Annotated in this window: 20 protein-coding genes and 1 pseudogene; 10 read left to right on the top strand and 11 right to left on the bottom strand. The window is 59.5% G+C overall.

The features are described from left to right. Nucleotides 1–7: 7 nt before the first annotated feature. Nucleotides 8–547 (bottom strand): DUF2058 domain-containing protein, encoded by a 540-nt coding sequence (locus J9788_RS22030; RefSeq protein ID WP_046898977.1) that lies wholly within the window; start codon nucleotides 545–547, stop codon nucleotides 8–10. A 316-nt stretch (nucleotides 548–863) separates the two neighbouring features. Here J9788_RS22030 and J9788_RS22025 point away from each other — a divergent pair, with 316 nt between their 5' ends. Beyond that, the gene (locus J9788_RS22025) at nucleotides 864–1,841 is read left to right on the top strand and encodes a DUF1852 domain-containing protein (RefSeq protein ID WP_033644742.1); all 978 of its coding nucleotides are present in this window, start codon (nucleotides 864–866) and stop codon (nucleotides 1,839–1,841) included. Nucleotides 1,842–1,866: 25 nt separating this feature from the next. After that, nucleotides 1,867–2,898, top strand: a complete 1,032-nt coding sequence (locus tag J9788_RS22020) for a methionine synthase (RefSeq protein WP_033644741.1) — start codon at nucleotides 1,867–1,869, stop codon at nucleotides 2,896–2,898. A 162-nt stretch (nucleotides 2,899–3,060) separates the two neighbouring features. Here J9788_RS22020 and J9788_RS22015 read toward each other — a convergent pair whose 3' ends face one another. Further along, nucleotides 3,061–4,170 (bottom strand): DJ-1/PfpI family protein, encoded by a 1,110-nt coding sequence (locus tag J9788_RS22015; RefSeq protein WP_182265342.1) that lies wholly within the window; start codon nucleotides 4,168–4,170, stop codon nucleotides 3,061–3,063. A 597-nt stretch (nucleotides 4,171–4,767) separates the two neighbouring features. On the opposite strand from J9788_RS22015, the gene J9788_RS22010 reads away from it, so the two are divergent. Next, the gene (locus J9788_RS22010) at nucleotides 4,768–6,117 is read left to right on the top strand and encodes an MFS transporter (protein WP_046898975.1); all 1,350 of its coding nucleotides are present in this window, start codon (nucleotides 4,768–4,770) and stop codon (nucleotides 6,115–6,117) included. An 82-nt stretch (nucleotides 6,118–6,199) separates the two neighbouring features. Here J9788_RS22010 and mscS read toward each other — a convergent pair whose 3' ends face one another. Then, the gene (mscS, locus tag J9788_RS22005) at nucleotides 6,200–7,066 is read right to left on the bottom strand and encodes a small-conductance mechanosensitive channel MscS (protein WP_015378992.1); all 867 of its coding nucleotides are present in this window, start codon (nucleotides 7,064–7,066) and stop codon (nucleotides 6,200–6,202) included. Nucleotides 7,067–7,270: 204 nt separating this feature from the next. On the opposite strand from mscS, the gene J9788_RS22000 reads away from it, so the two are divergent. Then, nucleotides 7,271–7,939: a DUF1345 domain-containing protein gene (locus J9788_RS22000; RefSeq protein ID WP_033644737.1), complete on the top strand. Its 669-nt coding sequence runs from the start codon at nucleotides 7,271–7,273 to the stop codon at nucleotides 7,937–7,939. Between the two features lie 222 nt (nucleotides 7,940–8,161). Here the strand turns inward: J9788_RS22000 and fbaA are convergent, their stop codons facing one another. From fbaA to J9788_RS21980, 4 genes are all read right to left on the bottom strand, one after another. After that, nucleotides 8,162–9,241 carry a class II fructose-bisphosphate aldolase gene (gene fbaA / locus J9788_RS21995; protein ID WP_025304179.1) on the bottom strand — a complete coding sequence of 360 codons (1,080 nt, stop codon included), beginning with the start codon at nucleotides 9,239–9,241 and terminating at the stop codon, nucleotides 8,162–8,164. Between the two features lie 116 nt (nucleotides 9,242–9,357). Further along, nucleotides 9,358–10,521, bottom strand: coding sequence for a phosphoglycerate kinase (gene pgk, locus J9788_RS21990; RefSeq protein ID WP_025160206.1), 1,164 nt, complete (start codon nucleotides 10,519–10,521; stop codon nucleotides 9,358–9,360). 70 nt (nucleotides 10,522–10,591) lie between these two features. Continuing rightward, nucleotides 10,592–11,608: an erythrose-4-phosphate dehydrogenase gene (gene epd, locus J9788_RS21985; RefSeq protein ID WP_004931582.1), complete on the bottom strand. Its 1,017-nt coding sequence runs from the start codon at nucleotides 11,606–11,608 to the stop codon at nucleotides 10,592–10,594. Nucleotides 11,609–11,920: 312 nt separating this feature from the next. Then, complete coding sequence (locus tag J9788_RS21980) at nucleotides 11,921–12,880, bottom strand: LysR substrate-binding domain-containing protein (protein WP_182265343.1); 960 nt, start codon at nucleotides 12,878–12,880, stop codon at nucleotides 11,921–11,923. Between the two features lie 82 nt (nucleotides 12,881–12,962). Between J9788_RS21980 and J9788_RS21975 the strand changes: the two genes are divergently transcribed. The 5 genes from J9788_RS21975 (at nucleotide 12,963) to J9788_RS21955 (ending at nucleotide 19,676) form a co-directional block, all read left to right on the top strand. After that, complete coding sequence (locus tag J9788_RS21975; RefSeq protein WP_046898971.1) at nucleotides 12,963–14,048, top strand: tartrate dehydrogenase; 1,086 nt, start codon at nucleotides 12,963–12,965, stop codon at nucleotides 14,046–14,048. A 364-nt stretch (nucleotides 14,049–14,412) separates the two neighbouring features. Then, on the top strand, nucleotides 14,413–16,023 hold the full coding sequence (locus J9788_RS21970) for a BCCT family transporter (RefSeq protein ID WP_046898970.1): 1,611 nt from the start codon (nucleotides 14,413–14,415) through the stop codon (nucleotides 16,021–16,023). A gap of 26 nt (nucleotides 16,024–16,049) precedes the next feature. Beyond that, nucleotides 16,050–17,174 carry an aromatic ring-hydroxylating dioxygenase subunit alpha gene (locus tag J9788_RS21965; protein ID WP_046898969.1) on the top strand — a complete coding sequence of 375 codons (1,125 nt, stop codon included), beginning with the start codon at nucleotides 16,050–16,052 and terminating at the stop codon, nucleotides 17,172–17,174. 46 nt (nucleotides 17,175–17,220) lie between these two features. Continuing rightward, nucleotides 17,221–18,669, top strand: a complete 1,449-nt coding sequence (locus J9788_RS21960; protein WP_046898968.1) for an NAD-dependent succinate-semialdehyde dehydrogenase — start codon at nucleotides 17,221–17,223, stop codon at nucleotides 18,667–18,669. A gap of 41 nt (nucleotides 18,670–18,710) precedes the next feature. Next, nucleotides 18,711–19,676: a PDR/VanB family oxidoreductase gene (locus J9788_RS21955; protein ID WP_072627026.1), complete on the top strand. Its 966-nt coding sequence runs from the start codon at nucleotides 18,711–18,713 to the stop codon at nucleotides 19,674–19,676. Between the two features lie 30 nt (nucleotides 19,677–19,706). Here J9788_RS21955 and J9788_RS21950 read toward each other — a convergent pair whose 3' ends face one another. The 3 genes from J9788_RS21950 to J9788_RS21940 all read right to left on the bottom strand — a co-directional run bounded on the left by J9788_RS21950 (nucleotide 19,707) and on the right by J9788_RS21940 (nucleotide 23,706). Then, nucleotides 19,707–20,777: an ABC transporter ATP-binding protein gene (locus tag J9788_RS21950; RefSeq protein WP_182265344.1), complete on the bottom strand. Its 1,071-nt coding sequence runs from the start codon at nucleotides 20,775–20,777 to the stop codon at nucleotides 19,707–19,709. Continuing rightward, the gene (locus J9788_RS21945; RefSeq protein WP_033644727.1) at nucleotides 20,770–22,539 is read right to left on the bottom strand and encodes an iron ABC transporter permease; all 1,770 of its coding nucleotides are present in this window, start codon (nucleotides 22,537–22,539) and stop codon (nucleotides 20,770–20,772) included. Before J9788_RS21945 ends, J9788_RS21950 begins: the two co-directional genes overlap by 8 nt. 78 nt (nucleotides 22,540–22,617) lie before the next feature. Then, entirely contained in the window at nucleotides 22,618–23,706 is a 1,089-nt protein-coding gene (locus tag J9788_RS21940; protein ID WP_033644933.1) for an ABC transporter substrate-binding protein, read from the bottom strand. Between the two features lie 570 nt (nucleotides 23,707–24,276). On the opposite strand from J9788_RS21940, the gene brnQ reads away from it, so the two are divergent. Then, entirely contained in the window at nucleotides 24,277–25,599 is a 1,323-nt protein-coding gene (gene brnQ, locus J9788_RS21935; protein WP_182265345.1) for a branched-chain amino acid transport system II carrier protein, read from the top strand. Between the two features lie 69 nt (nucleotides 25,600–25,668). Here the strand turns inward: brnQ and J9788_RS25285 are convergent. Continuing rightward, nucleotides 25,669–25,741: pseudogene (locus J9788_RS25285) on the bottom strand (transketolase); the annotation flags it as partial.

Raw genomic sequence — 25,741 nt, 5'->3', positions numbered from 1 at the left:
ACGCGGCTTACCACATCAAATCGTCAGGCACTTTAAAGTCGGCGTACGGATCGTCTTCATCCTGCTCTTCCTGACTCAGCGCGCTGTGCAACACAATGCTGCCCGCATCGCGCTGCGCGATTTTATCGGCGACGCTCGCGGGGATAATCGCGTATTCACACTCTTCCCGGTTCTCGATCAGCAAACGCGCAATGGCGAGACGGCCATTGATCAGCTGGGTCTGGGTCGCTTTATCCACCAGGATTTTCTTGATCAGGTTGCCGTCGGTGAAGTTAAAACCGATATCGCCTTTCGCCAGGACGATGCGGTTCATCTCGATCAGTTGCTTCACCTGCGCCTTGTATTCTTTGGACAGCGCGGCTTGCTTTTGCTGCTCGCTCAGCTGCTTATCGCGTTCAAGCTGCGCCTTTTTATTCTCTTCCACCGCCTCTCTGGCCTCACGGGCCTGAACGCGTGATTTTTTAGCCGTTCTTTGGACTTTGGCCATTTTCTTGCTGGTTACCAAGCCCGCTTTGAGCATCTGCTCTTGTAAGGTGAGTTTTGTCATGTTCGTGTCTGAAGCCGTGGGATCATGGAGGGATTATACCCGTAATGTTTCAGGCTGCACCAGGTTGCTGGCCCAACCCACCGGCGGTTTGCGCCGCAGAGCAACGGCGGTAAAACGGCCCGAACGCCCGATCATGAATACCGCTCATGTGGTAATGAAATTAAGTCTCTTTCACTCCCTCCGGGACTCTGGCAAAAATAGACCTCATTAACGACAGATAATATGAAATCGGCTGAATAAAAAAATAGAAAAACAAGCCATTGAAAGAAATGGATAAATCCAGCCTTCATATCATATAACAGGATGCTATAAGACGATGAATACAGACTTTACCTTTACGATTAAGAGCAGTTCTTTCGACGAAGATTATAACCCTTCTGAAAATACGCGTATCACCACCAACTTTGCCAATTTGGCCAGAGGGAAAAACCGCCGGGAGAACCTGCGCAACACGCTGGTGATGATCGACAATCGCTTTAATGCATTAGCCTATTGGGATAACCCCAAGGCCGATCGCTACTCCGTCGAGCTGGAGATCATCTCGGTTGAGATGCGCATCGAAGATCAGGGCGCCAGCTTCCCGGTGATAGAAATCCTGAAAACCAACATCATCGATAAAAAAACGCAAAAGCGTATCGAGGGCATCGTCGGGAACAATTTCTCCTCTTACGTGCGCGATTACGACTTTAGCGTCTTGCTGCCGGCGCACAATAAAAACACGGCGGAATTTACCATTCCGGATGATTTCGGCGATTTGCACGGCAATATCTTTAAGCACTTCGTCAATTCAAACGAATACCATGAAAATTTCAGCAAACCGCCGGTGATCTGCCTCAGCGTATCCAGCAAAGACACCTACCATCGGACGGGCAATCAACACCCGGTCTTGGGTGACGAGTATCGGCAAGACGGCGCTTCGCTGACCGACCGGTATTTTAAAAAAATGGGCCTGCAGGTGCGCTATTTCATGCCGAAAAATAGCGTCGCGCCCCTGGCCTTTTATTTCCCCGGGGATTTGCTGAGCGATTACACCGACCTGGAACTGATCGGCACCATCAGCACGATGGAGACCTTCCAGAAAATCTATCGGCCTGAAATTTACAATGCCAACTCGGCGGCGGGGCAATGCTATCAGCCAAGCCTGAATAACCAGGATCATTCATTAACCAAGATTGTTTACGATCGCGAAGAGCGTAGCCAGTTAGCGATTGAGCAGGGGAAATTTACGGAAGAGCAATTTATCAAACCCTATAAGCCTATTCTTGAGCAATGGTCTGCTCACTACGCGCTTTGATTCACTTAAATACAGGTCACCTATCATGAAAATATTGCTCCCCACATCGACCGCCGGCAGCTTGCCCAAACCGGTCTGGCTGGCCCAACCGGAAACCCTGTGGTCGCCCTGGAAATTGCAGAATGAAGAACTCATCGAAGGGAAACAGGACGCCCTGCGTTTGTCACTGGCAGAGCAACAACAGGCCGGCATCGATATCGTCAGCGATGGCGAACAAACCCGTCAGCACTTCGTCACGACGTTTATCGAGCATCTTAGCGGCGTCGATTTCGAAAAACGCGAAGTGGTTAAAATCCGCAATCGCTATGAGGCGAGCGTGCCGACGGTCGTGGGGGCAGTCTCGCGTCAAAAACCCGTTTTCGTTGAAGACGCCAAATTTTTACGCCAGCTGACCACACAGCCGATTAAATGGGCCCTGCCGGGGCCGATGACCATGATCGACACGCTCTATGACAACCACTATAAAAGCCGCGAGAAATTAGCCTGGGAGTTCGCGAAGATCCTCAATCAGGAAGCCAAAGAGCTCGAGGCCGCAGGCGTCGACATTATTCAGTTTGATGAGCCCGCATTTAATGTGTTCTTTGACGAGGTGAATGACTGGGGCATCGCCGCCCTGGAAAGAGCCATTGAAGGGCTTAAGTGTGAAACCGCCGTACATATCTGCTATGGATATGGGATTAAAGCCAATACCGACTGGAAAAAGACGCTGGGCTCGGAATGGCGACAATATGAAGAGGCGTTTCCGAAACTGCAAACGTCCAACATCGATATCATCTCGCTGGAGTGCCATAACTCGCACGTGCCCATGGATCTGCTTGAACTGATCCGCGGCAAAAAGGTGATGGTCGGCGCCATCGACGTGGCGAATCATGCCGTTGAGACGCCGGAGGAAGTGGCCGACACGCTGCGCAAAGCGCTGCAGTTTGTCGATGCCGACAAACTCTATCCGTCGACCAACTGCGGCATGGCTCCTCTGCCTCGTCAGGTCGCCCGCGGCAAGCTGAATGCGTTAAGCGCAGGCGCCGAGATCGTGCGCCGAGAGCTGTTAGCCAAATAACCTTGTCGGGTTGCGCCAAGACCGGAACGGGTCGGCGCAGCCTGGCGCAATAGTGAACGCATGTTTTTAATGCATTCATAGGTTGAATAATACTTATCTACTCAACCGAGGGAGTTGTCTCAGTACCGGCGATAGCGTTATAAACGTCAAAATCGGTTTTTCCTAATTGTCGCCTTTATATTCAAGCTGTAGCGCCACCAATGCCGCCGTGCGAAAACCGTAAGTGTCGCCAATATCCCGCAGAGTGCGATTTAACGTTTCCATGGCGGTTTCATTATCAATGAGAGAAATCCAACGATCTACATTCTCATTACGCCCTTCGACTCTGTCCGGCAAAAGCGTTAATCCGCTTTTCAGTTTCACAGGGTTCATATCCTTCGCATAAGAGAACACCTGCGTCTGGTAGGTTCTTGAATATGAATCTGCACTAAATGCCAACTTAATATCATCGTCTCCCGTGGAAACCTGTATGCCATAAGTATCATGCTGCCAAAAGGACACATAATTTAATGCCACCGTAACCACATTGGAGGTTTTCAGCGCAAAGGCGCGGCTGTCATGTTTAACAGACCAGTCCGAAGCGCCCACCTGTGCGGCTAGCGTGACTGCCTTTTTTTCACCCGCAATCGCCTCTATCAAAGCCAGTGTCACGGGCACTGAGGCGGTTACTCCGGTCGTGGTGACGATCTTTCCATCAGCAACATAGCGGCGGTCCTGTACCCAAGAAGCTTTCGGGTACTGTTCTTCCAGATCTTCTCGTGAATACCAATGCCCCGTAGCATAATGCCCATCAAGGAGCCCCGCGTGGCCCAAGACCCACACGCCATCGCAAATCCCAACAATCGTGCTTCCCTTCGCTTGCTGCTCCTGTATCCATCTTAACAGTTCAGGATTGTCCGTTTCGTGCACGGCAGGAACAAGGATGTAATCTGCGCCAAGCGGATAAAGCCGATCAAAATTACTGGCCGTCATATCGGCCTCAACTTTAAACGCAGGAAACAGCTGTATTGGACCAGGCCGAATGGCGACGGTGAAAACATCCGCGACGTTTGCTTCTTTAAGCAATGCGTAGGGAATGACAAAGTCTGTCAGTTCCGTGAAAGTATTTTCGCCGACAACGGCAATGAGCGGTTTTTCTCGATTGTCATGCGCTTTCCACGGCGCAATTTTTGTCATTACGCCTTGAGGAAGCGTGAGCTGAGACGCCGCGACAGAAAAAGGCAATGTCGTGGCTAACATTAATACGAGAAAAATTCTTAATCGGTTACGCATCAATCCTTTCCACCCACTGATATAAGGCTGGCAAGCTTACCAATTTGCTCTTTTGGCGCAAGATGAGCGGACTCATACAGGCGTATTGGCGACCCTTTTCCATTTTTTCAGCGATAATAACCAATTGTATAAATGCCGTTGAACGCTTCACCTAAAAATAAAAGTGAATCCAATTTATTTCACTTCAGATTTATATTCGACAGTTCAGTCGATGACGAGGCGAAAGCTGAATATTCGGCGCCAGACAGGTGAAAACCATCGACTGACGCCTGCGCGACAGGCCGTTATTATTCCGCAGGTGGCGGAAAGCCACCGTATTTAAGAGAATGGACGCAGATAAAATGACCTTCATCTTGTTTGCCTTATTTCCACCCATTTTCCCGCGCCTTAGACATGACGATAAAGCGCTGCAACCGATCTGCGCTCACCGCCCCTCCCCACTTATCATGTGGCCCGACGCTGACTGTCTGCCCAGATGCGGCGCATCCCCCACTGCCCCCGCGCTGGTGTATACTCGGATTTCTACGCGATGCCAGCCAAAGCGGCCTGAACGGCCCCTCAGCCAGCCCACACCAGCTTAATAAAAGTGGAACCCTCATGAGCCCAAATACCGCTCGCATCAGCGAAATCATCGATCGCGCCAAGATCTCGCCTTATCAAATCCTGATCCTGACCCTGTGTTTCCTCATTGCCCTGCTGGATGGCTTCGATACCGCCATCATCGGCTATATCGCGCCGGCGCTGCGCGAAGAGTGGGGCCTGCAGCCAGCGCAGCTCTCTCCCGCCTTCGGTGCAGGATTGTTCGGTCTGCTGCTCGGCAGCCTGCTGTTCGGGCCGCTCGCCGACGCCATCGGCCGCAAGCGCGTGCTGCTCGTCGCGGTGCTGGTGTTTGGCGGCTGCACCCTGGCTTCGGCCTATACGCATTCGATCGAATCCCTGACCTGGTTGCGCTTCATCACCGGCATTGGCCTCGGGGGCGCGATACCGACCTGCATCACCCTCAGCTCGGAATACTCACCGGCGCGCCGGCGCATGTTGATGGTCACCCTGAGCTGGAGCGGCTTCACCGCCGGGTTGGCCCTGGGCGGCCTGCTGGCCGGGCAGATCATTCCGACGTTCGGCTGGCGCGGCCTGCTGCTGGTCGGCGGTATCGCGCCGCTGGCGCTGCTGCCGCTGCTGGCCTGGCAGATGCCCGAGTCGGTGCGCTTTATGGCCGCCAGCGCCAAACACGCCGATCGGCTGCGCCGGGTGGTTGAGCGCATCACCGGCCAGCGTTGGGCCGGTGTGACGATTGTCGATGACGAGCGTCCGGCGCAGGCCACATCGCCGATATCACACCTGTTTATCGAAGGCCGCGCCGTGCGCACCCTGCTGCTATGGGCGGCGTTCTTCTGTTCGCTGTTTGTGTTCTACCTGCTCACCAGCTGGCTGCCGACCCTGCTCAAAGACGCCGGTTACGACATCGCCCACGCCTCGCGCATCGGAGCCATGGTGCCGCTCGGCGGCACTCTGGGCGCCATCCTGATGGCGCTGCTGATGGACCGGATCGGGCCCTACCGCGTGCTGGCCGTCTCCTACCTGGGTGCCGCACTGGTGATTGGCGCGACCGGTTACCTGATGGGCGACGTCTACACGCTGGCCGCCGTCGTGTTCCTGATCGGCTTCGGCGTGGCCGGCGCGCAAAACGGCCTGAATCTGGTTTCCGCCACCCTCTACCCAACCGCAGCCCGCGTCACCGGCGTCAGCTGGGCCATGGCCAATGGCCGCTTCGGCTCAATTGTCGGCTCGATGCTCGGCGGCTGGATGATGGCCGCCGCCGGCTCGACGGAAGTGTTCTTCCTCTGGCTGGCGCTGCCGGCGCTGCTGGGCGCCGCCGCCATCTTCCTGCTCTATCGCCTCAGCCTGCGCCGCCGCACGCCACTCACGGAACCGGCGGCCGGCGTCTGACCTCGCGGAAAATAAAAGGCCGAGACGCCATCGGTAGCGTCTCGGCCTGCAATAAAAAAGAGGGCCAAGGCCCCCTTCTGCGTTATTCCGCCTTGGCGGAAGCGTCTTCGGTGCGGTACAGGTGCACGTCCATCTGCGGGAACGGAATGCCGATGTTGTGGGCATCCAGCGCGCGCTTGAAGTTTTCCATCAGATCGAAGTACACGTTCCAGTATTCCGCGTTGGTGGTCCAGGAACGGGTCACGAAGTTCAGCGAGGACGGCGCCATCTCGTTCAGACGCACGGTCACGCCTTTGGCGTGCATGATGCGTTTGTCGGCGGCGATCACGTCGCCCAGCACCTTCTTCACCACGTCGATATCGGCGTTGTAGGCCACGCCCACCACGATATCCACGCGGCGGTTCGGTTCGCGGGAGTAGTTGATGATGTTGCCGGCGATGATTTTACCGTTCGGCACCACGATGGTTTTGTTGTCGGCGGTGCGCAGGGTGGTGGAGAAAATCTGCACCTGATCGACGGTACCGGCCACGCCGCCCAGATCGACATATTCACCCACGCGCAGCGGACGGAAGATCACCAGCAGCACGCCGGCGGCGAAGTTGGACAGCGAGCCTTGCAGCGCCAGGCCGACGGCCAAACCGGCGGCACCCAGCACCGCGATCACCGAGGTGGTCTGCACGCCGACACGCCCCAGCACCGCGATGAAGGTGAACGCCAGCACGCCGTAACGAACGATCGCCGACAGGAAGTCGGCCACCGTGGCATCGATGCCGCGCAGCTTCATCACGCGGTTCAGCGCATTGCCGACCACGCGGGCCACGATCGAACCGATGATCAGGATAACGATGGCGGCGACGATATTCACCGCGTACTGGATCAACAGATCCTGATTCTTCACCAACCAGTCGCCGGCACCGTTGATGCCGTCTACTACATTCAAATCTTTCATTCGTGTCGTCCTAACTCAGTCCCTAACGGGAGAAACTCGCAAAAATACACTGGCCTCGGCGGCCAGTAGGAAACCACGCCTAAGGGTAACCAACATTAAAGGCTCATGCCAACCATCAGCGTTAAAAATAGCCGAAACCGCCCGCCGCTTCTTCTATGCTGAGAACAGCGCGTTGGCCATTTCACGACAAGGGATCCGTTCTTCATGCACATTCGCTCTTCGCTCAAACACTATTGGCAAGTGCGGCCCAGGCTGCTGTTTTCCGTCGGCGCCGGGCTGCTGTGCTTTCTGCTGCTGCCCGCCCAGCTCTCGCTGCTGCAACGCTTGATGATCGGCTGGAATACGCTGGCCTGGCTCTACCTGCTGTTTCTCTGGCGGCTGATGCTGGTCAGCACGCCGCAGCACATTCGCCAAATCGCCCGGCGGCAGGACGAAAGCGCCAGCATGGTGCTGGCGTTAGTCAGCCTCGGCTGCCTGGTCAGCTTACTGGCGATCCTGTTTGAATTGAGCAGCGCCAAACAGGTGGCCGGCTCGCTGAAAACGCTGCATTTGCTGCTGACCGGCGCCACGCTGGCGGTCTCCTGGCTGCTGCTGCCGACCGCCTTCACCATGCACTATGCTCATCAGTTTTATCGCCAGGGCGCACAGCAGGATCCTTTGCCGCTGCTGTTCCCCGGCAATCTCGCCGATCCCACCTATCTGGATTTCGCCTACTTCTCCTTCACCATCGCGGTGGCGTCGCAAACCGCCGATGTGGCGGTCGGCGCGGCAGAGGTGCGCAAGATCACCCTGTTGCAGTCGGTGATCTCCTTCGCGTTCAACATGCTGATCCTGGGGCTGTCGATCAATGTCGGCGCCGGCCTGTTGGGCTGAAAACGAAAAAGGCTCCCCGCAGGGAGCCTTTAAATTGCAAACAAAGGAGGAAAAAACGTGGTTTTTCCTCCTTTGTGATCATCAGTCGAAATCAATAAATTGATTTTCCTTATTTTTTATATATTGCCAACGGCAAGCCAAGCCAAGCCACGCATCAGGCTTGCCATAAACAAAAAGGCTCCCCGCAGGGAGCCTTGTACATCATGCAACAGGTGCCGAAGATTACAGAACGTCTACCGCGTTCAGATCTTTGAAGGCCTGCTCCAGACGCGTCACCATGCTGGTCTGCGCTGCGCGCAGCCATACGCGTGGATCGTAGTATTTCTTGTTAGGCTGATCGGCGCCTTTCGGGTTGCCCAGCTGGCCCTGCAGGTAAGCTTCGTTCGCTTTGTAGTACTGCAGGATGCCGTCCCAGGTCGCCCATTGGGTGTCGGTGTCGATGTTCATCTTGATCACGCCGTAACCCACTGACTCTTTGATCTCTGCGTCGGTAGAACCGGAACCGCCGTGGAACACGAAGTTCAGGCTGTTGTGCGGCAGGTTGAATTTCTTGGACACGTAATCCTGAGAATCGCGCAGGATGGTTGGAGTCAGCTTAACGTTACCCGGCTTGTACACGCCGTGCACGTTACCGAACGATGCAGCGATGGTGAAGCGCGGGCTGATGGCGTTCAGTTTTTCGTACGCGTAAGCCACGTCTTCCGGCTGGGTGTACAGAGCGGAAGCGTCCATATGGCTGTTGTCCACGCCATCTTCTTCACCGCCGGTGCAGCCCAGTTCGATTTCCAGCGTCATGCCGATTTTGGCCATGCGCTTCAGGTAGGCGCTGCAGATCTCGATGTTTTCTTCCAGAGACTCTTCAGACAGATCGATCATGTGGGAAGAGAACAGCGGTTTGCCGGTAGCGGCGAAGTGCTTCTCGCCGGCGTCCAGCAGGCCGTCCAGCCATGGCAGCAGTTTCTTCGCGCAGTGGTCGGTGTGCAGGATCACCGGCACGCCGTAGTGTTCAGCCATCTGGTGAACGTGGTGCGCGCCAGAGATAGCGCCCAGAATCGCTGCGCCCTGAGGCACATCGGTCTTCACGCCTTTGCCGGCGATGAATGCGGCGCCGCCGTTGGAGAACTGAACGATGACCGGCGCGCGCACTTTAGCCGCGGCTTCCAGCACTGCGTTGATGGAGTCGGTACCCACGCAGTTTACCGCTGGCAGCGCAAAGTTGTTCTCTTTAGCAACTGCGAAGACTTTCTGAACGTCATCACCCGTGATGACACCCGGTTTTACGAAATCAAAAATTTTAGACATGTTACTTTGTCCTGTTTCGTCGGCCGTAGATGGATGTAAATCGATGTTTTCACGCCGCGCAGCATTTGCCGCGCGGTATAAAACAAACGGGCGGCTTTCGCCTCCCGTTGTCTGAATTACTGCTTAGCGCGCTCTTCCAGCATCACGACTGCAGGCAGCGGTTTCCCTTCAACGAATTCCAGGAATGCGCCACCGCCGGTGGAGATGTAGGAGATTTTGTCAGCGATACCGAACAGATCGATGGCTGCCAGAGTGTCGCCGCCGCCAGCGATAGAGAAAGCGTCGCTATCGGCGATCGCGCGGGCGACAATTTCGGTGCCCTTACGGAAGTTAGGGAACTCGAATACGCCAACCGGGCCATTCCACAGAATGGTTTTGGCGTTCTTCAGGATAACGGCCAGACGCTCGGCAGAGACGTCGCCCATATCCAGAATTTGCTCGTTGTCCTGGATCTCGTTGGCCTGCTTCACGGTCGCGGTCGCGGTTTCAGAGAACTCGGTCGCCACGCGCACGTCGGTCGGCACCGGAATGTCGCAGGTTTCCAGCAGTTTCTGCGCGTTCGGGATCAGATCCGGTTCGTACAGGGACTGGCCCACGTTGTTGCCCTGCGCCGCCACGAAGGTGTTGGCGATGCCGCCGCCGACGATCAGCTGATCGGCGATTTTGGACAGGGAATCCAGCACGGTCAGTTTGGTGGAGACTTTAGAACCGCCCACGATGGCGACCATCGGACGGGCCGGATTGCCCAGGGCTTTGCCCAGCGCTTCCAGCTCGGCGGACAGCAGCGGGCCGGCACAGGCGACAGGCGCGAACTTGCCCACGCCGTGGGTGGAAGCCTGCGCGCGGTGCGCGGTGCCGAATGCGTCCATCACGTACACGTCGCACAGCGCCGCGTATTTCTTGGACAGGGTTTCGTCGTCTTTCTTCTCGCCCTTGTTGAAACGGACGTTTTCCAGCACCACCAGTTCGCCTTCGGCGACGTCGACGCCATCCAGATAATCCTTCGCCAGACGCACTGGAGATTTCAGGTGATCTTTCAGGTAGTTGACCACAGGCAGCAGGGAGAATTCTTCGTTGTACTCGCCTTCGGTAGGACGACCCAGGTGGGAGGTTACCATCACGCGGGCGCCTTGCTTCAGCGCAGCTTCGATAGTCGGCAGGGAAGCGCGGATACGCGCGTCGGAAGTCACTTTACCGTCTTTTACCGGCACGTTCAGATCGGAGCGGATCAGTACGCGTTTACCCGCCAGATCCAGATCGGTCATCTTAATTACAGACATGGTGAACCCTCTTTATTGAATCTCTATAAAATTGCCTGAGCAGCGCGCCAATCACGCCGGCGCCGCCGTACTAGAAACCGCTGGCGGCCATTGCCCGTGTTGTATCCAACATCCGATTGGCAAAGCCCCATTCATTGTCGCACCAGACCAAGGTCTTTATCAGGTGCTGCCCGCTGACCCGGGTCTGCGTACCGTCGACGATAGCGCTGTGCGGGTCATGGTTAAAATCGATCGAGACCAATGGTAATTCCGTGTAGTCAACTATACCACGAAATGATTCCCGTGCGGCCTTTTGCAACAGCTGGTTGACCTCCGCCACCTTCACCGCGGCGCTCACGCTGACGCTCAGATCGATAGCCGTCACGTTGATGGTCGGCACGCGCACCGAGATCGCCTCGAAGCGATCGCAAAACTGCGGGAAGATGCGGGTGATGCCCGCGGCCAGTTTGGTATCGACCGGAATGATCGACTGGCTCGCCGCGCGGGTGCGCCGCAAATCCGCGTGATACGCGTCGATCACCGGCTGATCGTTCATCGCCGAGTGAATGGTGGTCACGGTGCCGGATTCGATGCTGTAGGCGTCGTCCAGCAGCTTGATCACCGGAATAATGCAGTTGGTGGTGCATGAGGCGTTGGACACGATGCGATGTTCCGCCAGCAGCGTCTGATGGTTGACGCCGAACACGATGGTGGCGTCCAGATCGTTGCCGCCCGGATGGGCGAACAGCACTTTCTTCGCCCCCGCCGCCAGGTGGGCCTCGCCATCCGCCCGGCTGCCGTACACGCCGCTGCAGTCCAGCACCACATCGACGCCCAGCTCGCCCCAGGGCAACTGCTCCACCGCCGGCTGATGCAACAGGCGAATCGCGTCGTCTCCGACGCTCAGCGTGTCGCACTCCTGCCGCACATCCCAGGCGAAGCGGCCATGGCTGGAGTCGTACTTCAGCAGATGGGCCATACCTTCGGCGTTCGCCAGCTCGTTGATCGCCACCACGGAGATTTCCGCCCGTCGGCCCGATTCGTACAGTGCGCGCAATACGCTGCGGCCGATGCGGCCAAAGCCGTTTATCGCTATGCGGATGGTCATGCTGCTCCTGAAAAAGGGCCGTCCACGCCGGGTTGACTCACCGGCGCCGCCCGGCGCTGACTGGTTGTCTCACTAACCCGCATAGAGTAGTGGATCGTACCGCCCGCTGTGAATCGCCGAGTTTGCATTATTCCCGCGCTTCAGCGGTTTTTCACCGCCGTCACATCGGCATTTCTGTCGAAGAGTGCTTCAACTGAAACGCTTCAGCTGAGCATAAACCAAAGTTTTGGCAAAAGGAACAGGTGCAACAGCTCCTCAGGTAACGGAGGGGAGTTTTACGAGCATAAGATGATCTGGCGCACATTTTTGGCCTCAAGACCGCGACGGATTTTCGCTCGCCGGCTCCGTTTCGCCGTAGTGCTCACGGAAATAGTCGCGCAAAAATTCGACGGTCACCCGCACTTTCGCCGACGTTGCCAGCCGGGAAACGTATACCGCCCAGATGTTGGCCGGCTGATAGTACTCCGGCAGGATATGCACCAGTCGGCCGCTGTCGATGTTCTCTTTCACGTCCCAGGCGGAACGCAGCGCGACGCCCTGCCCGTCCAGGCACCACTGGTGCACGATTTCGCCGTGGTTCGACGCCAGCGCGCCCGTCACCTTTACCGTTTCTTCACCGCTCGGCCCCTGCAGCCGCCACAGCCCGAACGGGTGATCGCGTTCCTTGATCACCAGACAGGAACGGCCCGCCAGCTCAGCCGGATTTTTCGGCACGCCGTGGCGCTGCAGGTACGCCGGCGAAGCGCACAGGATGCGCTGATTGTCCGCCAGCTTGCGCGCAATCAAATTGGGGGCGATATCGTCGCCGATGCGGATATCCAGATCGAATCCTTCGCTGACCAGATCCACCAGCCGATCGGACACGTCGAGCCGCAGTTCCAGCTGTGGGTACTGCCGCGCCAGCGCCGACAGCGCCGGCGCCACGAAACGCCGGCCGAAGCCGAAGCTGCTGACCACGCGCAGCATGCCCTGCGGCGCCTGGCGCACCTCGGACAGTTCGTCCATCATCTGATCGACATCGTTGAGAATGCGCTGCGCCCATTCGTAGATGCGCTCGCCGTCTTCGGTGATCGCCACCCGCCGCGTGGTGCGGTGCAGCAACGACACGTCCAGCGTCTTCTCCAACAGCGCGATGCGCTTGCTGATAAAGGCCGGCGAAACGCCCAACTCTTCGGCGGCAGCGGCAAACCCGGCGCGGCGCGCCACCAGCACGAACACCCGCAGGTCACTCAGGATCGGCATATTGTTCATGATTCGTGTTTTATGTTTCACCGTTTTCAGGATTGATTAACAGTTAGTCAATTATAGGATAACAGTGTTGTCAATCTCCCCTACCTACAAATGAGACCTCTGTATGAGCAAAACTTACAAGATTGCCGCCATCCCCGGGGACGGTATCGGGCGGGAAGTGTTGCCGGAAGGCATACGAGTATTGCAGACGGCGGCGGCGCGCTGGGATCTGTCGCTGGAATTCGCCACCTTCGAGTGGGCCAGCTGCGACTACTACCAGCACCACGGCCAGATGATGCCGGACGACTGGTTCGAGCAACTGAAAGGCTTCGACGCCATCTATTTCGGCGCCGTCGGTTGGCCGGACACGGTGCCCGATCATATCTCGCTGTGGGGTTCGCTGCTGAAATTCCGGCGCGACTTCGAACAGTACGTCAACCTGCGTCCGGTGCGGCTGTTTCCCGGCGTGCCCTGCCCGCTGGCGAACAAGCAGCCGGGCGATATTGATTTCTACGTGGTGCGCGAAAATACCGAAGGGGAATACTCCTCGCTCGGCGGACGGATGTTCGAAGGCACCGAACGCGAGATGGTGATCCAGGAATCGGTCTTCACCCGTCAGGGCGTGGACCGCATCCTCAAGTACGCCTTTGAGCTGGCGCAACAGCGCCCGCGCAAACGCCTGACCGCCGCCACCAAGTCCAACGGCATGGCCATCAGCATGCCGTACTGGGATGAGCGCGTGGCGGAGATGGCGCGCCAATACCCTGATATCGCCTGGGACAAACAGCACATCGATATTCTGTGCGCGCGCTTCGTGCTGAACCCTGAACGCTTCGACGTGGTGGTCGCCTCCAACCTGTTCGGCGATATTTTGTCGGATCTCGGCCCGGCCTGCACCGGCACCATCGGCATCGCCCCCTCGGCCAACCTGAACCCGGAGCGCAATTTCCCGTCGCTGTTCGAGCCGGTGCACGGCTCGGCGCCGGACATTTTCGGCAAAAACATCGCCAACCCGATCGCCATGATCTGGAGCGGCGCGATGATGCTGGACTTCCTCGGCGACGGCGATGCCCGCTACCGCCAGGCGCACGACGGCATCCTGCAGGCGATTGAGCGCATTATCGCCGACGGGCCGCGCACGCCGGACATGCGCGGCGACGCCTCCACCCAGCAAGTCGGCCAGGCGATCGCCGCCCTGCTGCAACGCTGAACGCCGCAGATTTTCCCGCGCAGGGCGCCCTTCCGCGCCCTGCTTTGCCACGTCCGTTTTTCCGCATCGATCGCCGCCGCAAATCCGCTGAAAACCACCGCAGAAAGCACGCCAACACCCCGGTCAAGATCACAACAAATTGTTTACATACTGTGTTTTATCCTTTTACAGATGCCCTAATTGTGGCCCTCCTGTAATTTGTGCACACTCGAAAATGTTAATGAAGAGTAAATATTCCCGGCAGCGTTCAGCCGGGGCGTTTGCTCCTCGCGGTGTAACAAAACAAAGGGTTCAAACCAATAAGGCCCGGGCGCCCCCTACGCTTTGCGCACCGGCCCACCACCGATAACAGGAGTTCACTCCCATGCAGAGCAATCCCAAAAAGGATGTCACGCTCATCGCCATCAGCCTGTGCAGCATTGCGCTGATCGCCCTTTGCCTGATGCTCTTTCCGGCCCAATCCGCGCTTATCGCCAACACCATTTTCAACGGCGTCACCCGGCTGTTCGGTTCAACCATTCAAATCCTGGTGCTGCTCGCCCTGCTGGTGGTGCTGTATCTGGCGTTGAGCAAATACGGCAACATCCGCCTCGGCGAAGGCAAACCACAATACTCCACGTTGGCCTGGCTGTTCATGTTCATCTGCGCCGGCCTGGGCTCGTCCACCTTGTATTGGGGGGTGATGGAATGGGCGTATTACTACCAGACGCCGGGGCTGAACATCGCGCCGCGCACCCCGAAGGCGCTGGAATACAGCATCAGCTACTCCTTCTTCCACTGGGGCCTGAGCGCCTGGGCGACCTACGCCCTCGCCTCGCTGATCATGGCCTACCACTTCCACGTGCGTAAGAACAAAGGGCTCAGCCTGTCGGGGATCATTGCCGCCATCACCGGCGTGCGCGCCAACGGCCCGGTCGGGCGGGCGGTGGATCTGATCTTCCTGGTCGCCACCGTCGGCGCCCTCACCATTTCACTGGTGCTGACCGCCTCCACCTTTACCCGTGGGCTGACGGCGCTGACCGGCATCCCGGACAACTTCGCGGTGCAGGCGACGGTGATCCTGCTGGCGGCGGTGATCTTCTGTCTCAGCTCTTACATCGGTATCGACGGTGGCATGCAGCGCCTGAGTAAAATGGTCGGCTGGGGCGCATTCGCTTTCGCCGGGCTGGTGCTGCTGGTCGGCCCGACCGAATTCACCATCAACAACACCATCAACGCCATCGGCCTGACGGCGCAAAACTTTCTGCAGATGAGCCTGTTCACCGATCCGATGGGCGACGGCAGCTTCAGCCGCAGCTGGACAGTGTTCTACTGGCTGTGGTGGATCTCCTATACCCCGGGCGTGGCGATGTTCGTCACCCGCGTCTCGCGCGGCCGCAAGATTAAAGAAGTGATCTGGGCGCTGCTGCTCGGCAGCACCCTCGGCTGCTGGTTCTTCTTCGGCTCGCTGGAAAGCTACGCCATGCACCAGTTCATCAGCGGGCAGCTCAACGTGCCGGAGATCCTCAGTACCCAGGGCGGCGAAACCGCCGTGCAGATGCTGCTGACGGCGCTGCCGCTCGGCAAACTGTTCCTGGCCGCCTATCTGTTCATCATGATCATTTTCCTGGCCTCGCACATGGACGCCGTGGCCTACACCATGGCCGCCACCAGCACCCGCAACCTGCAGGAGGGGCAAGATCCCAGCCCGATGCTGCGCCTGTTCTGGTGCGTGGTGATCACCCTGATCCCGCTGTCGATCCTGTTTACCGGCGCCTCGCTGGACACCATGAAAACCACGGTGATCCTGACCGCGCTGCCGTTCCTGCTGGTGCTGCTGGTGAAAACCTACGGCTTCGCCCGCTGGCTGAAGCAGGACTACGCGGCCATCCCGGCGCACCTGATCGAAAGCAGCCCGCCAACGCTGCCCGAAGCCCCGCCGGCCGCCGAACTCTCCGCTCCATCGTCGTATCAACCGCGCCCTATGGCGAAATGACAATAAGAAAAGAGGAAGTTTAACTTATGAGCACTCTGATCCCTGAATTTACCTTACCGAAAGATTTCTGCGCCGACGCCCGCGAGGCCTACACCATACCGGCCCGGTTCTACACCCACCAGGCGGCGTTCGAGCACGAAAAAGAGCAGGTGTTCGCCACCAGTTGGCTCTGCGTGGCGCACCGCAGCGAGCTTGCCCAACCCAACGACTACATCACCCGCGAGATCATCGGTGAAAACATTCTGGTGGTGCGCGGCCGCGATAAAGTGCTGCGCGCCTTTTACAACGTCTGCCCGCACCGCGGCCACCAACTGCTGGCGGGCGACGGCCGGGCGAAGAACGTCATCACCTGCCCTTATCACGCTTGGGCGTTCAAGCTGGACGGCGAGCTGGCGCACGCGCGCAACTGTGAAAACGTGCAGAACTTCGATAAAGAAAACTCGCACCTGGTGCCGGTGCGGGTCGAAGAGTACGCCGGGTTTATTTACGTCAATCTGGACTCGCAGGCCGGCACGGTGGAAGACCAGCTGCCGGGCCTCGGCGCCAAAGTGCGCGAAGCCTGCCCGCAGGTCGACGATCTCAAGCTGGCGGCGCGTTTCGTCACCCGCACCCCGGCCAACTGGAAGAACATCGTCGACAACTACCTCGAGTGCTACCACTGCGGCCCGGCGCACCCCGGTTTCGCCGACTCGGTGCAGGTCGATCGCTACTGGCACACCCTGCACGGTAACTGGACGCTGCAGTTCGGCTACGCCCGCCCTTCCGAGCAGTCGTTCAAGTTTGAAGAGGGCAAAGAAGCCAGCTTCCACGGCATCTGGCTGTGGCCGTGCACCATGTTCAATATGCCGCCGCTGGAAGGCATGATGACGGTGATCTATGAGTTCCCGGTCGATGCGGAAACCACCCTGCAACACTACGACATCTACTTCACCAACACCGATTTGAGCGACGAACAGCTCAAACTGATCGACTGGTACCGCGACGTGTTCCGCCCGGAAGATCTGCGGCTGGTGGAAAGCGTGCAAAAAGGCCTGAAGTCGCGCGGCTATCGCGGCCAGGGGCGCATCATGGCCGACGGCGCCGGCAGCGGCGTCAGCGAACATGGCATCGCCCACTTCCACAACCTGCTGGCGCAGGTTTATCAACCTTGATGCGACGGGGCCCGCGGGCCCCTTTCCCCTGACTTGTGAGGTTCTTGTGAATATTTCCGATCGGGCGCTATTCCGCCAACAGGCCTACATCAACGGGCAATGGCACGATGCCGACAACCAGGAAACCGTGCCGGTGAGCGATCCCGCCACCGGCCAACTCATCGGCGGCGTGCCCAACATGGCGACAGCCGAAACCCAACGGGCGATCGACGCCGCCCAGCAGGCGCTGGAAGGCTGGCGCGCGCTGCCGGCGCAACAGCGCGCTCAGCTGCTGCGCCGCTGGTTCGAACTGATGCTGGAACACCAGCAGGATTTGGCCAGCCTGATGACGCTGGAGCAAGGCAAGCCACTGGCAGAGTCGCTGGGCGAGATCCGCTACGCCGCTTCCTTTATCGAATGGTTCGCCGAACAGGCCAAGCGCGCCAACGGCGACATCATCCCTTCACCGAGCAGCGATAAACGCCTGATGGTGCTGAAGCAGGGCATCGGCGTGTGCGCGGCGATCACGCCCTGGAACTTTCCGGCGGCGATGATCACCCGCAAGGCTGCGCCGGCGCTGGCGGCCGGCTGTACGCTGGTGGTCAAACCCGCCAACGAAACCCCTTATTCGGCGCTGGCGATGGCCGAGCTGGCCGAACGCGCCGGCATTCCCGCCGGGGTATTCAACGTGGTGACCGGCAATTCGCAGGCGATCGGCGCCGAGCTGACTCGCCACCCGCAGGTGCGCAAACTCAGCTTTACCGGCTCCACACCGGTGGGCAGGCTGCTGATGCGCCAGAGCGCGGACACCATCAAGAAAGTGTCGCTGGAGCTGGGCGGCAACGCGCCGTTCATCGTATTTGACGATGCGGACATCGATGCCGCGGTGGAAGGCGCGCTGATCGCCAAGTATCGCAACGCCGGGCAGACCTGCGTCTGCGTCAACCGGTTCTACGTGCAGCGCGGCGTTTACCCGCAGTTCGCCGAGAAGTTTGTCGCCCGCGTGGCGGCGCTGCAGGTCGGCAACGGCTTCGAAGCCGGCGTACAGATTGGCCCGCTGATCAATCGCAAGGCGCGCGATAAGGTGTTGGAGCTGCTTGATGACGCGCTGAGCAAAGGCGCTCAGGTGCTGACCGGCGCCACGCCGCACGCGCTGGGCGGCAATTTCTTCACCCCGACGGTGCTGGGCGACGTGCAGCCCGGCTCGCTGCTGCTGGAAGAAGAGATCTTCGGCCCGGTCGCGCCGCTGGTGGTGTTTGATGACGAAGCCGAGGCGATCCGCCAGGCCAACGACACCATTTACGGTTTGGCCGCTTACTTCTACACCCGCGATGCGGCGCGCATCTGGCGCGTTTCGGAACGGCTGGAGTACGGCATGGTCGGCATCAATACCGGGCTTATCTCCAACGAGGTGGCGCCGTTCGGCGGGGTGAAACAGTCGGGGCTGGGGCGTGAAGGCTCCGAATACGGCATCGAAGACTATCTGGAGCTCAAATACCTGTGCCAGGCGGTATAACTTTTTCATGCGCGGGGACGCCCGCGCTTTGGAGCCAATGAATGACCAGCTATCAGATGCTTGATGTCCGCGTCGTCGACATCGAAACCGTCACCGCACGGGTCAAGCGCTTTACCCTGGCGGATCCGAAAGGCCGGCCGCTGCCCGCCTTCAGCGGCGGCAGCCACATTATCGTGCAAATGCAGGACGGCGAGCAGCGCTACAGCAACGCCTATTCGCTGCTCAGCTCACCGTTCGAACTCGAGCATTACCAGATCGCCGTTCGGCGCGAGTCTCCTTCCAAAGGCGGTTCCGACTTCATGCATGACCGGCTGGCGGTCGGCGATACGCTGACCATCAGCACCCCGAATAACCTGTTCGCGCTGGCGCCGGAAGCGCAACATCACGTGCTGATCGCCGGCGGCATCGGCATCACGCCGTTTATGGCCCATCTGCATGAGCTGCAACGCAGCGGCCAACGCTACCATCTGCACTACTGCTTCCACAGTGAAGAACACAACGCCTTCCAGCAGCAGCTGATGCAAGCGCCGTTCGCAGACAACGTCAGTTGCCATGTCTCCAGCCTTGGCGGCCGGTTGGATCTGGCGCGCACGCTGGCCGATGTGGAACCCGGCGCCCATATCTACGTCTGCGGCCCGGCGGCGCTGAACGAAGCGGTCTACCGGATCGCCGCCGAACGGGGTATCGATGCCGGTCGCTTGCACAGCGAAGCCTTTGCCGCCGAAGACACGGCGGGCGGCGCCTTTACGCTGGTGCTGGCTCGATCGGGCATTGAGCTTGAAGTGGCGCAAGACATGACCATCCTGCAGGCGCTGGAAAACAGCAAGGCGGCCAGGGTCGAGTGCCTGTGCCGCGAAGGCATTTGCGGCACCTGCGAAACCCGCATCGTCGAAGGGGAAGCCGATCACCGCGATCAGTATCTCAGCGAGGAAGAACGCGCGGCGCAGCAGACCCTGTTGATCTGCTGCTCGCGCGCCAAAGGCAGCCGGCTGGTGCTGGATTTGTAAAAGGAGCGCCCGCATCGGCGGGCGTCCTGGTTAAGCTTTCGGGAATATCCACAGATGCTCGGCCGGCAGGGAGAGCCGGCACAGCGCCCGATCGCGCGCCTCGTGGCCATAGGCGCGCACCACGAAATCTTCGGCCACGGTGCGGAACAGGTATTCCCAGCGATCGCCGAGATACATGCTGGTCAGCAACGGCAGCTCAAGCTGATTACCCTGTGGATCTTCACCCAACCGCACGCGCTCCACGCGGATCACCGCCGTGCCCTCCTGTCCGACCTGCACGCCTTCGCCTGCTTTGCCCCACAGCGCCCAATCCTTACCTTCGATGCGCGCCCGACCGTCTTCCAGCGCCACGATCTTGCCCGGCAACCGGTTGTTGCTGCCCATGAATTCGGCGGTGAACAGCGTGGCGGGCGAACCGTACATCTCCTGCGGCGTGCCCTGCTGTTCGATTTTGCCGTTATTGAGCAGCAGGATGCGATCGGAAATGGCCATCGCCTCGTTCTGATCGTGGGTCACCATCAGCGCCGACAGACCGAGCTTGATGATCAGCTCGCGCAGAAATACCCGCGCTTCTTCGCGCAGCTTGGCGTCGAGGTTGGACAGCGGCTCATCCAGCAGGATCACCGGCGGGTTGTAGACCAGCGCACGGCCGATCGCCACGCGCTGCTGCTGGCCGCCGGAGAGCTGGTGCGGATGGCGCTTGGCCAAATGCCCCAGCCCAAGCTGATCCAGCACCGCCTGTACCCGTTGGGCGATTTCCGCCGAGGCGGTCTTACGCAGCTTCAGCGGATAAGCGACGTTCTCAAACACCGTTTTGTGCGGCCACAGGGCATAGGACTGAAACACCAGCCCCAGGTTGCGCTCTTCGGCGGGAATTTCGCTGCGCGCGCTGCCGTTGTAAACCGCGCTGTCGCCGATGACGATTCGCCCCTGGCTCGGCTTCTCCAGCCCGGCCACCGCCCGCAGCAGCGTGGTTTTGCCGCTGCCCGACGGGCCCAGCAGCGAGACCACTTCGCCCCGTCTCAGATCCATCGACACCCCTTTCAGCACCGGGTTGTCGCCATAGGTCAAATGCAGGTTCTCTACCGAAAGTTCAATCATGTAATTTCACTCCAAAGCGCAAGGCGATCCCTAGCCCCAGCACCACCAGCAGGATATTGATGAACGACAGCGCGGCGACGATATCGATGGCGCCCGCGGCCCACAGGGAAACCAGCATCGAGCCGATGGTTTCCGTGCCCGGAGACAGCAGATAAACCCCGGTGGAATATTCGCGTTCAAAGATCAGGAACATCAGCAGCCAGGAGCCGATCAGGCCGTAGCGCGACAGCGGAATGGTAACGTGTCGGGTGATCTGGCCGCGGCTGGCGCCGGCGCTGCGCGCGGCTTCCTCCAGTTCCGGCCCCACCTGCAGCAGCGTGGAAGAGATCAGCCGCAGGCCATAGGCCATCCACACCACGGTGTAGGCCAGCCAGACGCTGAAGATGGTGCTGCGCAGCGAACGCAGCCAGACGATCACGTTCTCGCGCAGCCATTCGGCCATCGGCAGCACGGACAGCCAGCCTTCCTTGAGCGATTTATCCAGCCACATCGGCAGGAACAGGAACACCCACAGGAACGCCAAACCGGCCAGCAGCCCCGGCACCGCGCGCGGCACCAGCACGCTGTAGTCGAGGAAGCGCGTGGCGCCGTCCGGCTTGCGGTGCATCGCGATACCGATAAACAGATAGCACGCGACCGCCAGCGCCCCGCCGATCACCCCGATCGCCATCGAGTTGACGATGGCGCGCAGCAGGTTGGGCTGCGCCCAGATGGTGCGGAAGGTGTTGATCGACAGTTCGTCCCAGACAGACACGCCCACGCCCCAGTTGGAGATAAAGGCGCGCAGCACCACGCCGATCAGCGGCACGCCGATGGTCACGGTCAGCCAGAACATCACCACCGCGCCGGCCACCCAGCGCCATTTGCCCAGCGGCAACGCGCGCGCCTGCGAGGCTTTGCCCTTGACGGTGACGAAACGGTTGGCGGTGCGCATCAGCCTGCGCTGCAGCATCACCAACGGAATGGTGATGCAGATCAGCACCACCGCTACCGCCGCCATCAGGTGGTAAGACGGCGTGCCCAGCTTGTTGGTCAACTGATACAGGTAGGTCGCCAGCACCAGGTTGCCTTCCGGATCGCCCAGCACCAGCATCAGGCCGAACACCTCCAGCCCGAGGAAGAACAGCAGCACCCCGGCGTACAAGATAGACGGCCGCACCATCGGCAGGCTGACGGCGGTCATCACCTGCAGCGGCGTAGCGCCGGCGGTGCGCGCCGCTTCTTCAACGTCGGAGCCCACGCTGCGCAGCGCCGAGGAGATGTACAGGTAGGCGTGGGGCACGTGCGTCAACCCGGCGATCACCACAATGCTGGCCATCGAATAGATGTTCCACGGCACGAAGCCCAGCAGCGCCTCCGCCCACAGCGAGAAGAAGCCCACCGGCCCCGCCGCCACCACGTAACCGAAGCCCAGCACCATCGGCGACACGAAGATCGGCACCAAAATCAGCGGTTCGATGATCCGCCGCCCCGGCAGATCGGTGCGCACCATCAGGAAGGCCAAAATGCCGCCGAGCGGGATAGCGATGATCACCAGGCCGAATGCCAGGATAAAGCCGCTTCTCAGCGCCTTGTAGAAATCCGGATCGGTAAAGATGAACTCGAAGGCCTCCAGGCTGAAGACCTTGGAGGGAGAGAAAAACGGAGCCGAGAGGAAGCTTTGAATGATGATAAACGACAGGGGGACATAGATAACCAGCGCGGTTATCAACACCACCAGGCCGCGCGGCAGGCTCTGCCACTTTCTGCGCCATGCTTGCATAAATGCTCCCTATGGTTGTAAACGACGACCAAAGGGCGCGCGCCTGTACGTCAGGCGCGCGTCCGAATGCAGTCCCTGTTATTTCGCCGCGGCGGCGCGCCATTGTTTGATGTAGTCGAGACGCTTGGCCGGCTGCAGATACTCCAGCAGGCTGTCGTCGACCGGGATCGGCTTGAGCGCGTTGCCCAGCAGCTTGGTCATGCCGTCGATGTCGTTCTTGCCTTCGACATCGTTGCGGATCGAAGGGATATCAGCCTGATTGGCGAGAATATTTTGCCCTTTCTCCGACAGCACGTAGTCGAACCACAGCTTGGCGGCGTTAGGGTGACCGGCTTCTTTGCTGATGAAGCTCACGCGCGACAGCACCAGGGTATAGTCTTTCGGATAGACGATGCCGAGCGACGGATCGCTCTTGGCGCGGGCCTCGGCGTACGAACCGAGGATGTTGAAGCCGATCAGGTTTTCACCGGAGGAGACGCGCTCCATCATGGTGCCGGTGGAGGATTGCACCGCCAGCCCGCCCTTGGCCACGTCGGCCAGCGTTTTGAAGTAGTTGGGATCGGCCTTGAAGTCCTGCACCGACAGCATGAAGCCAACGCCGGATTTTTCGATGTCGTAAGTGGTGACTTTCTTCTTGAATTTGTCCGTCTGGCTGGCGATCAGCTTGGCCAACGCCGCGTGCGAATCCGGCACATCGCCCTGCGGGATCAGGCGTTTGTTATAGATGAACACCACCGGCTCATAGGTGGTGCCATACACTTTATCTTGCCATACCGCCCATTTCGGCAGCTGAGCCCGCTCCGGAGAGGCATACTCCTGCGCGTAATCGCCCGCCAGTTTCAAAATGGTGTCCATCGACGAACTCCACACCAGGTCGCCGCTGGTGCCGCCGGCCGCCTGCTCGCTGATGAAGCGGTTATACAGTTCGGTGCTGTTCATGTCGTTGTATTCGACCTTGATGCCCGGATACAACGCCTCAAATCCCTGGATCAGCGGCGCCGCCGCTTTGGTATCGGTGGTCGAGTAAATCACCACCTTGCCTTCTTTCTTCGCGCCGTCGACCAGTTTCTGATAGTCGGCGGGGTAGCCCGCCGGGAAGGCCGCATAGGCGGAAACGGAGCCTAGTAAGGTGATTGCCGCCACGGTAGCGCTGATTTTTTTCATCATCATCCATCCCCAGATCACATTTAATAAACCAAAAATTAACATACAGTTAATAATTGCGACGAGGCAACGGCGTTGCTTGTTATCTTTCGGTTTTGTGAGGTTGGACGTTTTTCAGTCAATACCCACGCCCGGCGGCGCGGGCTTTGCGGTCATCCGTGTCGCAGACTATTCTGCCAGGCGTGAGCGCTGCAGCAGGCGAATTCGCTGTACGATGGCGCCCCGGCAACGTCAGAACAAAGCCGGCATTCGACCCGCGATATGCCGATCTTTTTCCCCCGTAAACCGGTCGAAGACGGCCACGTCTCTTTCAAGCCGCACATCGAAATTCCGCTGTCGATAGACAGGGTGGCGCGCTAGCGCGCTGCCGGGCCGGCCGCCATGATCCCTCTGTGCGGCCGGTTCACGCCAGGATAAACAGCGCTGGATTAATCAGGTTTTTGTCGCCGAATTATTATATCCTGCCGGACGAAAATTTTTGCGGGCGTACGCAGCCCCACGCGCCTCCTTCTGCAGCGCTTCATTTCGCAGCCAGGCCGTTTATTTCATGAATACAGGCAGTGCCATACCGTTATGACCAAGAGTTTATCCCCGAAAGACATTATCGCCCTGGGCTTTATGACCTTCGCCCTGTTTGTCGGCGCCGGCAACATCATTTTCCCCCCGCTGGTGGGGCTACAGTCCGGTGAACATCTGTGGCCGGCCGCCCTCGGGTTTATGGTGACCGCCGTCGCTCTGCCGGTGATCGCCGTGATCGCGCTGGCGCGCGTCGGCGGCAGCATCAGCCTGCTGACCGGCCCCATCGGCCGCACCGCCGGCCTGCTGTTGGCGACCGTCTGCTATCTGGCGCTCGGCCCGCTGTTCGCCACCCCGCGAACCGCCAATGTTTCTTTCGCCCTCGGCATCGCGCCCTTCACCGGCGACGGCGACCTGCCGCAGTTCATCTACAGCCTGCTGTTCTTTACCCTGGCGATGATCGTGTCGCTGTATCCCGGCCGCTTGCTCGACAACGTCGGCCATATTCTGGCGCCGCTGAAAATTCTGGCGCTGGCCGCGCTCGGCATCGCCGCCCTGGTGTGGCCCGCCGGTGCGCCGGTCTCCGCCGTCGGCAGCTATCAGACCGCGGCGTTTTCCACCGGCTTCGTGCAGGGTTATCAAACCATGGACACGCTGTCGGCGTTGATGTTCGGCTCGATTATCGTCACCGCCGCCCGCTCGCGCGGCGTCAGCGACAGCGGCCTGCTGCTGCGCTACACCCTGTGGGCCAGCCTGATCGCCGGCGTCGGCCTGACGCTGGTCTATATCTGCATGTTCAAGCTCGGCGCCGGCAGCGGCAGCCTGGTCGGCAGCGGTGCTCAGGATGGCGCAGCGATCCTGCACGCCTATGTGCAGCACACCTTCGGCGATCTGGGCAGCGTCTTTATGGCGGTGCTGATGTTCATCGCTTGCCTGGTGACGGCGGTCGGCATGACCTGCGCCTGCGCGGACTTCTTCTCCCGCTACCTGCCGCTCTCTTATCGCGCGCTGGTGGTCATCCTCGCCCTCTTCGCCATGCTGGTTTCCAACATGGGGCTGGCCAATCTGATCCGCGTCTCACTGCCTGTCCTGACGGCGATCTACCCGCCCTGCATCGCGCTGGTGTTGCTCAGCTTCAGCCAGAACCGCTGGCGCAGCGCCAGGCGCGTCTTCGCGCCGGTGATCGCCACCAGCCTGGTGTTCGGCCTGGCCGATGGCCTGAAGGCTTCAAGCTTCAGCGGCCTGCTGCCCGCCTGGTTCGATAAGCTGCCGCTGGCCGAGCAGGGTCTGGTCTGGCTGCAGCCTACGCTGTTGGTGCTGTTGCTGGCGGCGGCTTACGACCGGTTGCGCAGCGCCGAAAGCGTCAAGGCCGCGTCGTAATCGCGATTTCCGCCCATAAAAAAAGCCGGTCATGATGACCGGCTTTTTTATCGGCTTGCGCCCGGCGGCTTACTTCAGCAGCGCCTGCGCCTTGGCCACCACGTTGTCCACGGTGAAGCCGAACTCGGCGAACAGCTGCTCC

Source organism: Serratia sp. X10 (genome assembly GCF_017811775.1).
Classification (GTDB): domain Bacteria; phylum Pseudomonadota; class Gammaproteobacteria; order Enterobacterales; family Enterobacteriaceae; genus Serratia; species Serratia ureilytica.
Note: the sequence above shows the minus strand (reverse complement) of the source record. Positions and strands in the feature narration are given on the sequence as shown.